This is a genomic window from Halalkalicoccus paucihalophilus, from assembly GCF_001593955.1.
GTDB classification, from domain to species: Archaea; Halobacteriota; Halobacteria; order Halobacteriales; family Halalkalicoccaceae; genus Halalkalicoccus; species Halalkalicoccus paucihalophilus.
The window spans coordinates 468,257-482,546 of the sequence record NZ_LTAZ01000001.1 but is presented as its reverse complement, the minus strand read 5'-3'; the positions used below and the strand labels follow the sequence as shown (position 1 = coordinate 482,546).

Below are 14,290 nucleotides of genomic sequence, written 5' to 3'. Positions count from 1 at the left end.
CGTTCGGGGATCGAGCCCCGTTAGGTTATCGCTCCCGCGGGAGCAGGCGGACCGTCTCCCCCTCGAACCGCCCGTCTTCGCCGTTCCAGCGCCACGCGCCGACGAACGGCTCGCCGTCGAGCGCGACGATCACGTAGCTCTTGCCCGGCCACGCCGCCCGCTCCGTGTCGGTCCGACTCGGCTCGGTCGGGCCCACCGGGTGCGAGTGGTAGAACCCCACGAGGTCCTCCCCTCGCTTTTCGATCCCCTCGATCAGTCCGATCGCCTCCGCGGGGTCGATGGCGTAGCGCGTTTCGGGGTTCTCGGCGGCGTTTTCCGCACGGCGAACCGTCCGCACGCGCGAACAGTGTGCGCCGTACTCGCCGCCCAGGACGCCACAGACCTCCTCGGGGGCTCCCGCGCGGGCGTGCTCGATGATCGCGCCGTAGGCCTCGCGCTCGAACTCGATGGCGCTTCGGTCCGTCCCCGATGGCGGACGTCCGCTCATCGCTCCCGGTGAGCCTCCGTCGCCCGCTGGTAGGCCTCGTCCTCGCGAACGCTCTCTAAACGCTCCTCGAACCGGAGCGCAGCCTCGCGTTTCTCGGGGTCGGCCCACTGCTGGGGGTCGCGTTCCTCGCCATCGACGTACTTCGTCCCGCCGGGGTACTTCGCATAGCGCATGGCGCGCGTATACCCCATCTGGAGGTACTTGCGGGCTATGTCCATCCCCGGGAACTCCCCGTCCGCGCGGTACTCCTCGTACTTTTCGAGGATCGCGTCGGCGGATTCCTCGGCTTCCTCGGGCGTTTTGAACGTCCACAGCGGGAGCAACTCGTCCTTGTAAGGTTGGACCTTGAAGACGCCCTCCTCGCTCCGGCCGATCTCGTAGGCCTCGGGACGGTCGCGAAAATCCGTGTCGTACTCGGGATCCCCGTCGGTCATCGCCGTCCCCTCATTCGAACTCGATCTCCCTTCTTGTCGTCGTTTCGCCGAACAGCCACGCCGAGTGCTCGACGGCGTACTCGCGGTGATCCTCCTCGATGTAGCCCAGCGCGTCCTCGATCACGACGGGCCGGAAGTCCCGCAGACCGGCGCTGCCCGCCGTGTGGAACACGCAGACGTTTGCGAGGGTGCCACAGATCAGCAGGTCGTCGATCCCGCGCGCCCGGAGCCACCCCTCCAGTTCGGTGTTGTAAAAGGCGTCGTAGGTGTGTTTCTCGACGACGTGATCTCCTTCGTGGGGTTCGAGTTCCGAGACGATCTCGGCCTCCCACGACCCTTCGAGGACGTGCTCGCCCCAGCGCTCGAACTCGTCGTAGTAGTGGTTCCTCTCGAACTGTTCGGGCGGGTGCACGTCCCGTGTGTAGATCACCCGTACGCCCGCCTCGCGTGCGGTTTCGATGACTTCCCTCACAGAGCCGATCGCGTCCTCGCTCGCGGGCGCGTGGAGGCTGCCCTCCTCGTGACAGAACCCATTTTGCATGTCGACGACGATCAGCGCCGTCCGCTCTGGGTCGAAGCGCATACCCGACGTAGGGGTCGAACCCCCCTAACTGTGTGGCCCGCCGGATACTTTTTCCTCGCGCGCTCCGAGGACGCGGTATGGAACGTCTCGCCGCCCTCTTTATCGCCGTCTGCCTGCTCTCGCTCGTCGGCGCGCCGCTCGCACATCCCGCACACGCCCAGACCGACACCGAGTGGCGCGAGTACGACCCCGACGACGAACTCGCGATCGACGCCTCCGACGGCCTCTCGGATGCAGAACTCGAGGCGGTCGTCTCGCGGGCGATGGTCCGCGTCGAGGAACTCAGGGGGATCGAGTTCGAGGACCGGCCCCCCGTGACCGTCGTCAGCCGCGAGGAGTTCCAGCGCCAGTACGCGGGGCTGGGCGGGAACGCGAGCGGGGAGCGCTCCGCCTTCGAGAACGCGCGCCTCCAGGCGCTGTTTCTCGTCGGCGACGACGAGAACGCGACCGCCGTCCGGACCGAGAACATGAACACCTCGATCGCCGGGTTCTACGAGCCCGCCACCGGCGAGATCGTCGTCGTCTCCAACGACGCCGACCCCCGGCTGAACGAACTCACCCTCGCTCACGAACTCGTCCACGCCTACCAGGACGACCGCTGGGGGCTCGCGGGCTATGACGCCCCCACGCAGGACGGTTCCGGGGGCCAACTCGGCCTGATCGAGGGCGACGCGACCTACACCGAGACGCTGTATCGGGAACGCTGTGGGACCGAGTGGGAGTGTGTCACTCCCGGCGAGGCGGGCGCTGAACCCGGCGAAGGACCGGGACGGCCCGCGAACGTCGGCCTCCTCGTTCTCGAGTACTTCCCCTACGACGCCGGGCCCGCGTTCGTCGAGGCGGTCCGCGGGGCCGGCGGCTGGGGCGCCGTCAACGACATGTACGATACCCCGCCGGCGAGCACCGAGCAGGTGATCGACGCCGAGGGCTACCCCGAGGACGACCCCCGCGAGGTCCGAATCGAGGACACCAGTTCGGGTGACTGGGAGCGCCTCGATCCCGAGGACGGGCCCGCGTACGACCGGCTAGGGATGGGTGCGATCACGATCATGTTCGTCAACCCGCTCTACGACAGCGACGGACGGGACCCGGTGATCCCCGCCGACGAGTGGTTCACCTACGAGGGCGACGAGCCCCCCGCCTACGGGATGTTCGACTACGGGAGCCGGTACGCAACCGGCTGGGCCGGCGACCGGTTCGTCGCCTACGAGAACGGCGACGAACTGGGCTACGTCTGGAAACTGGCGTGGGACTCGCCCGCCGACGCCGAGACCTTCGCAGACGGCTTCGACGAACTGCTTGCCTACTGGGGCGGGGAGCGCGTCGAGGGCGACACCTACGTCATCGAGGAGGGCGGTTACGACGGGGCCTATCACGTGGCCGTCGAGGGCAATACGGTGACGATCACCCACGCACCGGATACCGACGCCCTCACCGCGGTCTCCGAGAATGCCCGGCCCGGTAGCGACGAGGGTCCACCGGGGAGCGACGGGAGCGAAGCCGACGGGTCGGACGGAGACTCGGAGGAGCTACCCGGCTTTGGGATCGCCGTGGCGCTCGCGGCGCTCGTCGGGACGGGATTCGTCCTCGCTCGACGGCGCTAACCCCGGTGGTTTTTTCGAGGTCGCCCCCCCAACCCGGCGTATGGACAACCCCTTCGAGACGCTCTCGCCGGAGGCGATCCGCGAGGGCACCGCGACCGACGCCTACTTCCTGCGGACCGAGACGACCCTCGAACACGCCGACAAGAACCCCCACGTCGTCGCGGAGGTGACCGCAGACCAGTTTCCCACCGGCGAGTTCGAGGCCTTCGGCGGGGTCAAGGACGTCGCGAACCTGCTCATCGGCCGCGATCTGACGGTCCACGCCATCCGCGAGGGGCGGCTGTTCGACGGCGGGCCCGTGATGCGGATCGAAGGCCCCTATCTGGAGTTCGCACGCTTCGAGACCTCGATTCTGGGCTTTCTCTCGCAGGCCAGCGGCTTTCTGACCGGGGCGCTGGATGTCCGGCGGGCCGCCCCCGACTCGCAGGTGCTCTCGTTTGGCGCCCGGCACCTCCACCCGATGCTCGCGCCGACCGTCGAGCGGGCGGCGCTTGTCGCCGGCCTCGACGGCTTCTCTCACGTCGCCGCCGGCGAGGTCCTCGGCTACGAGGCCGGAGGGACGATGCCCCACGCACTCCTCCTCTGTTACGGACGGGGCAACCAGGGCGAGGCCTTCCGCGCGTTCGACGAGGCCGTCCCCGAAGAGGTGCCCCGGATCACGCTCTGTGATACGTTCTCGGACGAGGTCGAGGAGGTACTCGGCGCGGTGGAGGCGCTCGGCGAGGACTTAGACAGCGTCCGCATCGACACCACGGGCTCCCGACGCGGCGACTTTCGACACATCCTCAAGGAACTGCGCTGGCATCTGGACTCGTGGGGCTACGAGGACGTGGGGATCTTCGCCTCGGGCGGGCTCGGGCCCGACGACCTGCGCGAACTCCGGGACGTCGCCGAGGGCTTCGGTGTCGGCGGCGCGATCACGAGCGCCGATCCCGTCGACTTCGCGCTCGACATCGTCGAGATCGAGGGCGAGGCGATCTCGAAACGGGGAAAGCTTCCCGGCGTCAAGGAGGTCTACAGGACGGAGGAGGGTGGCCACCACGTCGCGCTCGCAGACCGGGAGGTCGCCGACGGGGAGGCGCTTTTGGAGCCCCTGATCGCCGAGGGCGAGATCGCTCGCCAGTTCGATATCGAGGACGCGAAAGACCGGCTCCGAGGGGACGCCGCGGCCGTGTTATAGGTTCGAGCGGTGCTCGATCGAGCCGTTGGGCTCGCGCTCGCGGAACACCTCGCCGCCGAAGAGCACGACCATCACGTCGTCGTCCTGCCAGGCGGTCGGCGCCAGTCCGGCCTTCCGGCAGGAGCGATCGAGGTACTCGCGGACGCTCCAGTCGTTCTCGACGGGGATCGTCGGGTAGAGCCAGCCGCCCCGGTTGCCGCCGTCGATCGCGACCCCGTGGTGTCCGAGTTCGAGGTCCGCGAGGGGATCGTCGGTCAGGAGGACGTCCCGAACGATACAGGTCGAGACCGCCACGCTGTCGAGTTCGGCGGCGTTGAGCTCCGAGCCACACGAGTCCTCGCTCGCGGCGGCGATCGCGGCGTCGACGATCACGTGGCCCAATTGATCGTTCGACTGATACGAGCCGGCACAGCCCCGGAGGCTGCCGCGTCCACGGGTCGATTCGATCCGGACGAGCGCTCCGGTTCGTTGATAGAAGGCCTCGCGCATACTGCCGGGCTGTTCACGCTGGCCGTGACAGACGTAGGACTCGATGGATTCACGCGCCAGTTCGACGGCTCGGATGCCGTCCTCGTAACTGAGGCGGACGGTCTGGGCCTCGGACATATCCCGTATGAGGGGTGTGGCCGCCTTCAAGCCTTCTGTTTGGCTCAGGGTGTCTGACACCCGCCGAGCGAACGACTTATCTCCCGGAACCGAGTACAAAAGCCCGGCAGAGGAAGCCCGGCCACCGTAGCGTGGTCCCGTCGGACGCAACCGCACGCGGGACGGTTCGCCGTCCCGTGTCTCGCGTCCTGCGGGCACGCAAACGAGGAAAGTCCCCCCACCGTCCGGGCAGGCGACCGGGCGCAAGCCCGGGGCGGGAGACCGCCGGCACTGGAACAGAAACGATACCGCTCCCCTCGAGTGATGAGGTCCGCGAACCCGCCCGAGATGGCGGGGAGTCACCGACCGAACGGCGACGGGGGAGAACGGATGGAACGGCCACCCTCGCCGGTGCAAGCCCGTGCCCCGACGCGAGAGCGTCGTATGGTAGCCCGGACGCTACCGAGCACAGCTCGGTACGCCCCCGGATGTAATCCGGGGACACGGGCGCGGGCGCTCAGCCGAATGCCGGGCCGAACAGAAGGGGGCTTACTCCCCTCAGCCACGTTCTCGAACGCTCCCTACCCACGGTGTCCTCCATTGATTAATAATATATCAGATATAGATATTAGACCTTCCATAAGAAATGTCGAGTTTTGGCCGGGGAGTTAATACGGAACGGGGACTAACGAGTCTTCAATGGACGTCCGGCGTTTCCGATGGAGGGTCATCTCGTGAGCGCCCACGACCATGGCGGCCACGATCACGATCACACGAGCCACGGCTTCCGCGCGCTCGCGATCAACACGCTGCTTTCGTGATCGAACTCGCGGGAGCGCTGTACGCGGGATCGCTGACGCTTCTGGCCGACGCGGTCCACATGCTCACCGACAGCGCGAGCCTCGGGCTGGCGCTGTTTGCGGCGTGGGTCGCGACCCGTCCGGCCGACGCGAAACGGACCTACGGCTACCAGCGAACCGAGGTGCTCGGGGCGCTCGCGAACGGCCTCCTGCTGGTGGTGACGGTGGGATACATCGTCTACGAGGCGATCGGGCGCTTCAGGGACCCGCCGGCGGTCTAGCCCGAGGTGGCCATCGTCGTCGGGGTCGTCACTCGACCCGGGGGCTGCTCGGCGACAGCCTGAACATCCTGCTGCAGGGTACGCCGGGCGACCTCGATCTCGAGGAGATCCGCGGGTTCCTCGGGGGTCTCAACGGCGTCTGTGACGTTCACGACGTCCACGTCTGGGCGCTCTCCTCGAGCCGGTACGCCCTCTCGGCGCACCTCGTGATCAAGGGTCGGGTCGACTCCAATGTGGTGCTCGAACGCTCCCGGTCGGCGCTCCACGAACGATTCGGAGTCGATCACGCTACGATCCAGATCGAGTCGCCCGCCTACGACCACGCCGTCTCACACGACTGCTACGACGCCCCGCCCACGATCACTGATTCGACAGCGATAGACTTAGGAATTCGGCGCGTCTAATACGGTCGATGATGCTCAGCGCCGTCATGGAGGACTACCTCAAGGCCATCTACCAACTCCAAGGGGAGGGCGACGGCGAGCGTGTGCGGACCTCCGCGATCGCCGAGCACCTCGAGGTGACGCCGCCGACCGTCACGAGCATGCTCTCGAAATTCGAGGAGCGCGGACTGGCCGACCGCGAGAAGTACAAGGGTGTCACCCTCACGACCGACGGCGAACGCGTCGCCCTCGAAGTGATCCGCCATCACCGTCTCTTGGAGGCCTACCTCACCGAACACCTCGACTTCACGTGGAGCGAGGTCCACGACGAGGCCGACCGGTTAGAACACCACATCAGCGAGACCTTCGAGGAGCGCGTCGCCGCGACCCTCGAGGACCCGACTGTGGATCCCCACGGCGCGCCGATCCCCAACGCGGACTTAGAGCCGCCCGCCGAACCCACAGGCGACGTACTGGCCGACTGTGAGGTCGGTGCGACCGTCGAGGTCCGGGAGGTCAGCGACCGCGACCCCGATGTCCTCGAGTACCTCTCGGAACGCGGGGTCAACCCCGGTGTCTCCCTGTCCGTCGAGGAGGTCGCGCCCTTCGGGATGGTGACCGTTCGGCCGGACGGAGGAGAGCCCGTCTCGTTACCTGAGGACGTCGCTCGCCACGTTCGAGTCGCCCCGGTCGCGGAGGCGGTCTCGTAACCCTCAAATCTGGCGGATCCAGACGCCGTAGTCGTCGACACGGTCGATCGCCGCGTCCGATAGTTCGTAGGAGCCGTCGTCGCTGTCGTTCCATCCGAGTTTCTCCTTGATCGCGTCGGCGAGTCCCTCCTCCTCCTCGACGCTCGCCCGACCGTCGCTGACGTCCGAGACGGTGCCGATCCGCTCCCCGTCGGCGGTTCTGACCGGCTTGTCGCGGTCCTCGTCGGTGAACTCGTGTGCCATACGTTCCAATTCGGGCCACGACGCCTTCGTTTGTGGGTGGCCATCGCAAGCGCTTTTCAAGTGGCCCTCATCCCTCGAACCCCTCCTCCCAGTCGAAGACGCCGTTTCGCTGCACGACTTCTCCATCCACCTCCATTCGCCCCTCGCTCATGTCGGTGATTAGGTCGACGTGGACGGCCGACCCGTTCCCTTCTTCGCCCTCGGGCAGGCAGGCGTCGTAGGCCCGTCCGAGCGCCAGATGGATCGTATCGCCCATCTTCTCGTCGAAGAGGATGTTGTCGGTGAAGCGGTCGATCCCGCGGTTCATGCCGATTCCCAGCTCCCCGAGTCGGCGCGCGCCGTCGTCCGTGTCGAGGATCGTTTCGAGTTCGTCCTCGTTGACTCCGGCAGAAAAGTCGACGACCTCGCCGCCTTCGAAGGTGAGCGAGACGTCCCGCAGTCGCTTGCCGTTGACCGTCATCGGTACGTCGAAGAGGACCTCGCCCTCCGTGGCATGGGGTGCGGTGAAGACCTCGCCCGAGGGTAGGTTGTGTGAGTCGTAAGCCACGGAGGCGGCGCTGTTCACGGCTGTGCGGCCCTCGATCGACATCGTGAGATCGGTTTTCTCCTTTTCGATACGGACCTCGCTGCCCGAATCGAGTACGTTTTTCATCTCGGCCATTTCGTCGGCGAGCGACTCCCAGTCTCGGAGGATGGCGTCGTAGGCGAAGTCCCGATACTCCTCGTAGGCCATGCCGGCCTGCTGGGCGAGCGACCGGGTGGGATGTACAGTCGAAACCCAGTCTGTTTTCATCCGCGCTTCCCTGAGTTCCGCGCTCGCGGTGGCGTAGGCCTGGCGGACCTCGCCGGATACGTCCGCGAGCGCGCTGGTGTTCCGCCCGCCGCCCAGCCGGAGATACACGTCCGCGTTTTCGATCATCGCGAGTTCGTGTTCACCAGTCCCAAACTCGCCGTCGTAGGCGGTGAGATACGCCCGGCTCACCTCGTCGGAGTCGTAGGTCACGAGGGGGTTCGCCCCGCGCTCGCCCAGTTTCTCCGCGACCGCTACCGTCAGGTCGTGTGCCCCTTCCGCGACCGAGAGCACGACGTCGTCGCCCGCCTCGACCCGCGCGCTCCAGTCGACCAGCACCTCGGCGTGCTCATGGATTCGTTCGTCCATGCGAGAAACGCGCACAGTGGGGGGAAAAGCGCGCCGATCCATGGGGTGGCGTCGTTCACGGGAACATGGTCACTCCGTCTACGGACTTCGTTCCCTGCTCCGATGAACCGTCGGTCCTATCGATGGTTCACGGGAACAGCGACGGATCGAAGATCCGTCTGGCTCACGGCGACTTTGTCGCCGTGAACACGGTCGTCTCGCTGTGCTTCACTCCCTGCTCCCGTGATTCGTCGGCCATATCGACGAGTCAGGGGAACACGAGCACGGTCGCGCGCTCGGTTTCGAGTACCGCGACCTCCTCGCCGCCTTCCGCACGGCGCTCCTCGCGGATCTCGACGGCCTCGGGCGGGAGCGTGACCGTTTCATCACCGATGTCGAGTTCTATCTCGCCGGTCTCGCGCTGGGCCTTGATCTCGGCGGGATCGGCCTCGGAGAGCGCGCCCAGTACCGCACCGGCCCGGTCGCGGAACTCGGGGCCGATGACGCTCTGATCGGGGTCGACCTCGACGGGGACGAGTTCGATGTCGGGCCGTCCCGCCTCGATGTAGACGGGGCCGTTGACCGCCTCGCTCAGGTCGTAGGTGTCGAGTCCCTCGAGGTCACCGTCGGCGTAGAGTTCGATCCGGTCGAGGTCGGCGTTGAGCGCCATTCCCGTGTCGGATTTCCACCCGCGAATCGTGCTCGCGACGTCAGCGATCAGCTCGCCGTCGCCCGTCGCTTCCTCGCGGTCCCAGTCGACGTCGACCTCGGGCCACTCGGCGGTGTGGATGCTGCCATCGGTCCCGGGAAGGTCCCGATAGATCTCCTCGGTGAAAAACGGCGAGAAGGGCGATAGCATCCTGAGAGAGCTCGACAACGCCGTATAGAGCGCGTGGCGGGCGGCGTCCCGTTCGCCGGGCCGGCCCTCGTAGAGCCGCCCTTTGATGAGTTCGAGGTAGTCGTCGGCCAGATCGTGCCAGACGAACTCCCTGATCTTCCTGAGGGCAGCGTCGAACCGGTAGGCTTCCATGTCGGCCTCGACGGCCCCCGCCACCGAATCGAGTTCGGTGAGGATCCACCGGTCGGCGTCGCGGTACGCGGGGGCGTCGACTTCCGGAGTGTCCTCGTCGAGGTGGTTGTCGGAAAACCGGCTGATGTTCCAGAGCTTGGTGAGGAAGCGAGACGCCGATGTGACCTCCTTCGACTGGAACTGAATGTCGCTGCCCGGTTGCCCGCCGAGCGCGATCGCCTGACGGAAGGCGTCGGCGCCGTGTTCCTCGACGACTTCCTCGGGCTGGACGAAGTTGCCCCGCGACTTCGACATCTTGTTGCCGTCCTCGCCGAAGACCATTCCATTAATGAGGGCCTGCTCCCACGGGATCTCGTCCTCTAGCGCGGCGGTCCGGAGGATGGTGTAGAAGGCCCACGTCCGGATGATGTCGTGACCCTGCTCTCGCAGCTGCACCGGCGAGAACTCCTCGTCGGGCCAGCCCGCGACGTGCAGCGCCGAGATCGAGGAGTCCATCCACGTGTCCATCACGTCGGTCTCGCCGCGCCACTCCTCGCTCCCGCACTCGGGACACGCCTGTTCGGGCGACTCACTGGTGGGTTTGACCGGGAGGTCCTCGACGCTCGCGACGTGGACGTACCCACACTCCTCACAGAACCACGCCGGGATCGGGGTCGCGAAGACGCGCTGACGGGAGATCACCCAGTCCCACTCCATCCCCTCGGTCCACTCCCGGAGCCGGGCGTACATGTGCTCGGGGATCCACTCGACCTCCCGAGCCTTCTCGAGGATCTCCTCCTGATCGACGCGGATGAACCACTGCTCCTTCGAGAGGATCTCGATGGGCGTGTCACACCGCCAGCAACAGCCCACCGACTGTTCGACGGGCTCTCGGTCCTGCAGATCGCCGGCTTCGTCGAGCGCCGCGGCGATCTCGGCTTTGGCCTCGTCGACGGTCAGCCCCTCGAAATCGCCGGCGCGCTCGTTCAGCCGGCCGTCTTCCGTCAGCACGGTTCTGAGAGGGAGGTCGTACTCCGCCCACCAGTTCACGTCCTGTTTGTCCCCGAACGTACAGATCATCACTGCGCCGGTCCCGAACTCCGAGTCAACCTCCTCGTCGGCGATGAGTTCGACCTCCTGACCGAAGATCGGCACCTCGAAGGACTCGCCGACCCGGTCCTCGTAGCGCTCGTCGTCGGGATCGACCGCGACCGCGACGCAGGCCGAAAGCAGTTCGGGCCGCGTGCTCGCGATCTCGATCGGGTCGTTCTCGACGCCCGCAAACCGGATGGTAAAGAGGGTCCCCTCGCGGTCCTCGTTTTCGACCTCGGCGTCCGCGATCGCCGTCTCACAGCGCGGACACCAGTTGACCGGGTGTTCGTCCCGGTAGACGTATTCTTCCTCACTCATCTCGACGAACGACCGCTGGGTCTTGCCCCAGTACTCGGGATCCATCGTGCGGAACTCGTGGTTCCAGTCCTGGGAGAATCCCAAACGACCCATCGTCTCCTTCATCGCGTCGATCTGGGACTCGGTGTGTTCGATACAGAGTTCGCGAAACTCCTCGCGCGAGACGTCGGTGCGGTGGATGTCGTGGTTCTCCTCGACTTTCACTTCAGTAGGTAAACCGTGACAGTCCCAGCCCTGTGGGTAGAGGACGTCCTTTCCCTGCAGGCGCTGAAAGCGGGCGGCGAAGTCCATGTAACACCAGCCCAGCGCGTTGCCGATGTGGAGGTTGCCAGTGGGGTACGGCGGCGGCGTGTCGATGACGTACTCGGGGCGTTTTTCGTCTCCCTCGTAGCGATACACGTCCTCGTCGGCCCAGCGTTCGCGCCACCGTGGCTCGATCGCGCCGGGGTCGTAACTGTCGTCCATGTCCTGAGTCTCTCCAGTGAGCGTAAGTGGATTGCGTTGTCGAAGCGAGAACTACCGACGTACTACCGACGACGCGACGCTCATACCCGAACGGAGCGACCGGGCTCTGATAAAGTTTCGCGTCCGCCCGGTCCGCCGACTCACTCCATGCTTCCGGTGACCGTCTCGAACGCGCCCCGGTGGCGCTCGAAGCGCTCGGTCAGGTAGTAGAGCTCCCCGTACTCCTGACCACCGGACTCGACGATGCCGTGATCGCACAACCGGTCGAGGTGGTACCGAACGGTGTTGTAACTCAGGTCGAGTCGCCCCGCGAGCTGGTTCGCGTTGTGGGGTCGGTCTTCGAGCAGTCGGATGATTCGCACCCGGTTCTCGCCACCGCGAACGCCGCTGATGAGGTACCACAGGTCGTTTTCTATTGACACTTGGTGCTAGCTACTCGGCCAGCGGCTAAAACCCTCCGTGCCGTCCCAACGAGTGAGACGGCGGGACGTCCCGGTCGGGTTACTGGGTGTCCTCGACCACTTCGAGCTCGAACGGCGCGTCGACGGGCGCGTCGGCGGGTTCGACGTACCCGACGGCGAAGGCGCTGTAGACGCTTCCGGCGGCGACCTCGACGTCGAACTCGGCGACCGCCTCCTCGCCGCCTGCGGGTCGGACTTCGAGGGTGTAGGCACCCTCGGGGACCTCGAACGAGCCGGTGTCGCCGAAGGCCAGTCCCTCCGCGAGCGGATCGCCCGAGTCGGCCGCGACGAGGTCGACCTCCGGCGCGTCCGGCGAGGCGTGGAGAACGCGAACGCGGGCGTTCTGGCCCGGATCCGAGAGGTCGTCCTCCAGGACAAGCACCTCGAAGGGCTGGTTTTGCCCCTCGAGTTCGCCGACCGCCGCGAGCGTGAACCAGCCTGCCGCCACGTCCACCTGCTCGTCGAAGACGACAGTCTCCTCGTCGCCGGCGGCCGTGATCCGGACACCGTAGGTACCGGGTTCGAGTTCGAGGTAGTCGCTCACCGTCCGATAGGGCACGTCCTCGAGGACGGCTTGGTCGTCGACGTAGATGTCGACGTTCGGGGCGTCCGGCGAGAGGTGGGTGACTCGAACCATCGCCATCTCGCCATCCTGTCCGCCCTCGCCCGTTTCCTCTTCGGCACTGTCGTTGCCCGACCCGGACCCTTCCTGTTGTTCGCCTTCGCTGCTGGCGTTGTCCTCGCTCTCGGATTCCTGTCCCATACACCCCGCGACCGTCCCGATCAGTGCTACGCTTCCCGCCGTCTTCAGCAGCTCACGTCGATCTAGTGACACCATGCGAGTAGAAGGTGGCGTCAGACCTACTTGAGGGATTTGCGGACTGTCTCCGAAAACTCCCTCAGATCGATCCCAATTCTCTCTAGAGTTGAGTCACGTCCCGACGGGGAACCGCAACCGGTATGCCCGCGCCCCCGCCATCGCCAGCCATGCAACTGGGCGTCATCGGACTCGGACGGATGGGACTGATCGTCGTGGACCGACTCATGGAGGCGGGCCACAACGTGGTCGCCTACGACCTCGACGAGTCGACCGTCGAGCGCGTCGCCGAGGCGGGTGCAACCCCCGCAGACTCGGTCACGGACCTCGCGGAGAAACTGGGCGAGGAGAAACGGATCTGGCTGATGGTCCCGGCGGGGAAGGCCGTCGACGCCACGCTCGCGGATCTGGATCCCCACCTCGGGAGCGAAGATATCGTTGTCGACGGAGGAAACTCCCACTTCCAGCGCTCGGTCGAGCGAAGCGAAGCCACGGAGGCGGCCTATCTGGACTGTGGGACCTCCGGCGGCCCCGCGAGCGCCGAGGCCGGCTTCTCGCTGATGGTCGGCGGCCCCCAGTGGGCCTACGACGAACTCGTTCCGGCCCTCGACGCGATCGCCACCGGTCGGGCGGGCCACGACCGGATGGGTCCCTCCGGTGCGGGCCACTACGTGAAGATGGTCCACAACGGCGTCGAGTACGCGCTGATGCAGACCTACGGCGAGGGGTTCGAACTGCTCGCGGAGGGGCGCTACGACCTCGACCTCGAATCGGTCGCACGCACCTGGAACAACGGCGCGGTGATTCGATCCTGGTTGCTCGAACTCTGTGAGGAGGCGTTCCGTGAGGAAGGCGTCGATCTGGGCGACGTCGACGACTACGTCGCCGGCGGATCGACGGGTACGTGGACGGTACAGGAGGCCTTAGAACAGGAGATCGCCCTGCCGCTGATCTACCAGGCGCTCTCCGAGCGCTTCGGCTCGCGCGCCCCCGATGAGGGGCGTTTTTCGAGACGACTCGCGAACCGGCTTCGCTACGGTTTCGGTCGTCACGAAGTCGCTCGGCGGGAGTAGCTACGCGCGGTAGACCTCGCCGCGCTCGTACTCTAGGGTCGTCGCTACTGTTTTGGCGAGTTTCTTGCCGATCTCCCGTTCGACGAGCCACAGCGCCAGATCGATCCCGGAGGTGACTCCGCCCGCCGTCAGGAGATCGCCCGTATCGACCACTCGCGCCTCTATCACTTCGGCGTCCGTTTCACGCAGGTCGGAAAGCGCGCTCGCGTGCGTGATCGCCGGCCTACCGTCGAGGAGTCCGGCTCTCTCCGAAAGCATCGCGCCGGTACAGACCGAGGCGACGGTCGCCCCGCGGTCGTACTGCTCGGCGAGCAGCGGCGGGATGTCGTTTCGCTCGTACTCGCCCCACGTCCCGCGGTCGTTCCGGGCGCTCCACCCGCCGCCGGGAACCACCAGCAGGTCCGGTTCGCCGAGCACTCGGTCGGGTTCGACCCGAAGGCCGTGGCTCGCCGTGATCCGTTCGGTGGGGTGGTGGGTCACCAGCGAGGTGGCGAGGTCGCCGCCGGCCTCGGCCGCGGTTCGAAAGACCTCGTAGGGGCCGATCGCGTCCAGTTCGTCGAACCCCTCGTACAGCAGGATCTCGATCTCCATGCCCGGGGTTCGCTGGGGACCCCCATAGCGGTTCCC

Annotated in this window: 16 protein-coding genes and 1 other RNA gene; 7 read left to right on the top strand and 10 right to left on the bottom strand. The window is 66.4% G+C overall.

The window, feature by feature from the left end; genetic code table 11:
- Nucleotides 1-25 precede the first annotated feature (25 nt).
- Genes HAPAU_RS02540 through HAPAU_RS02530 form a run of 3 tightly spaced genes read right to left on the bottom strand, consistent with a single transcriptional unit; the run spans nucleotide 26 to nucleotide 1,504 of the window.
- Nucleotides 26-487 carry a desampylase gene (locus HAPAU_RS02540; protein ID WP_066379136.1) on the bottom strand — a complete coding sequence of 154 codons (462 nt, stop codon included), beginning with the start codon at nucleotides 485-487 and terminating at the stop codon, nucleotides 26-28.
- Entirely contained in the window at nucleotides 484-921 is a 438-nt protein-coding gene (locus HAPAU_RS02535; RefSeq protein WP_066379134.1) for a DUF4385 domain-containing protein, read from the bottom strand. The genes HAPAU_RS02540 and HAPAU_RS02535 overlap by 4 nt, the downstream gene beginning before the upstream one ends.
- 10 nt (nucleotides 922-931) lie before the next feature.
- Nucleotides 932-1,504: a cysteine hydrolase family protein gene (locus HAPAU_RS02530; protein WP_066379132.1), complete on the bottom strand. Its 573-nt coding sequence runs from the start codon at nucleotides 1,502-1,504 to the stop codon at nucleotides 932-934.
- 77 nt (nucleotides 1,505-1,581) lie between these two features.
- Between HAPAU_RS02530 and HAPAU_RS02525 the strand changes: the two genes are divergently transcribed.
- Complete coding sequence (locus HAPAU_RS02525; protein ID WP_066379130.1) at nucleotides 1,582-3,108, top strand: Hvo_1808 family surface protein; 1,527 nt, start codon at nucleotides 1,582-1,584, stop codon at nucleotides 3,106-3,108.
- A gap of 40 nt (nucleotides 3,109-3,148) precedes the next feature.
- A complete protein-coding gene (locus tag HAPAU_RS02520; protein ID WP_066379127.1) occupies nucleotides 3,149-4,288 on the top strand; it encodes a nicotinate phosphoribosyltransferase in 1,140 nt (379 codons plus the stop codon).
- Here the strand turns inward: HAPAU_RS02520 and HAPAU_RS02515 are convergent.
- A complete protein-coding gene (locus HAPAU_RS02515) occupies nucleotides 4,283-4,894 on the bottom strand; it encodes a TIGR00296 family protein (RefSeq protein ID WP_066379125.1) in 612 nt (203 codons plus the stop codon). The genes HAPAU_RS02520 and HAPAU_RS02515 overlap by 6 nt on opposite strands.
- Nucleotides 4,895-5,070: 176 nt before the next feature.
- Here HAPAU_RS02515 and rnpB point away from each other — a divergent pair.
- The 4 genes from rnpB to HAPAU_RS02495 all read left to right on the top strand — a co-directional run bounded on the left by rnpB (nucleotide 5,071) and on the right by HAPAU_RS02495 (nucleotide 7,047).
- Nucleotides 5,071-5,433, top strand: an RNA gene (gene rnpB, locus HAPAU_RS02510) — RNase P RNA component.
- A gap of 257 nt (nucleotides 5,434-5,690) precedes the next feature.
- Complete coding sequence (locus HAPAU_RS22150) at nucleotides 5,691-5,954, top strand: cation diffusion facilitator family transporter (protein WP_066379122.1); 264 nt, start codon at nucleotides 5,691-5,693, stop codon at nucleotides 5,952-5,954.
- The gene (locus tag HAPAU_RS23250) at nucleotides 5,903-6,358 is read left to right on the top strand and encodes a cation transporter dimerization domain-containing protein (protein WP_449267232.1); all 456 of its coding nucleotides are present in this window, start codon (nucleotides 5,903-5,905) and stop codon (nucleotides 6,356-6,358) included. The genes HAPAU_RS22150 and HAPAU_RS23250 overlap by 52 nt, the downstream gene beginning before the upstream one ends.
- 8 nt (nucleotides 6,359-6,366) lie before the next feature.
- On the top strand, nucleotides 6,367-7,047 hold the full coding sequence (locus HAPAU_RS02495; protein WP_066379116.1) for a metal-dependent transcriptional regulator: 681 nt from the start codon (nucleotides 6,367-6,369) through the stop codon (nucleotides 7,045-7,047).
- A 3-nt stretch (nucleotides 7,048-7,050) separates the two neighbouring features.
- Here HAPAU_RS02495 and HAPAU_RS02490 read toward each other — a convergent pair whose 3' ends face one another.
- From HAPAU_RS02490 to HAPAU_RS02470, 5 genes are all read right to left on the bottom strand, one after another.
- Nucleotides 7,051-7,290 (bottom strand): hypothetical protein, encoded by a 240-nt coding sequence (locus tag HAPAU_RS02490; protein WP_066379114.1) that lies wholly within the window; start codon nucleotides 7,288-7,290, stop codon nucleotides 7,051-7,053.
- Nucleotides 7,291-7,357: 67 nt separating this feature from the next.
- A complete protein-coding gene (locus tag HAPAU_RS02485) occupies nucleotides 7,358-8,449 on the bottom strand; it encodes an aminopeptidase (protein ID WP_066379112.1) in 1,092 nt (363 codons plus the stop codon).
- A gap of 247 nt (nucleotides 8,450-8,696) precedes the next feature.
- On the bottom strand, nucleotides 8,697-11,312 hold the full coding sequence (locus HAPAU_RS02480; protein ID WP_066379110.1) for a valine--tRNA ligase: 2,616 nt from the start codon (nucleotides 11,310-11,312) through the stop codon (nucleotides 8,697-8,699).
- 140 nt (nucleotides 11,313-11,452) lie between these two features.
- The gene (locus tag HAPAU_RS02475; protein WP_066379409.1) at nucleotides 11,453-11,728 is read right to left on the bottom strand and encodes an ArsR/SmtB family transcription factor; all 276 of its coding nucleotides are present in this window, start codon (nucleotides 11,726-11,728) and stop codon (nucleotides 11,453-11,455) included.
- Between the two features lie 85 nt (nucleotides 11,729-11,813).
- Nucleotides 11,814-12,536, bottom strand: a complete 723-nt coding sequence (locus tag HAPAU_RS02470) for a DUF4397 domain-containing protein (RefSeq protein ID WP_245634013.1) — start codon at nucleotides 12,534-12,536, stop codon at nucleotides 11,814-11,816.
- Between the two features lie 224 nt (nucleotides 12,537-12,760).
- Here HAPAU_RS02470 and HAPAU_RS02465 point away from each other — a divergent pair, with 224 nt between their 5' ends.
- Nucleotides 12,761-13,663, top strand: a complete 903-nt coding sequence (locus HAPAU_RS02465) for a decarboxylating 6-phosphogluconate dehydrogenase (RefSeq protein WP_066379104.1) — start codon at nucleotides 12,761-12,763, stop codon at nucleotides 13,661-13,663.
- Here the strand turns inward: HAPAU_RS02465 and HAPAU_RS02460 are convergent, their stop codons facing one another.
- A complete protein-coding gene (locus HAPAU_RS02460; RefSeq protein WP_066379101.1) occupies nucleotides 13,664-14,254 on the bottom strand; it encodes a DJ-1/PfpI family protein in 591 nt (196 codons plus the stop codon).
- Nucleotides 14,255-14,290 lie beyond the last annotated feature (36 nt).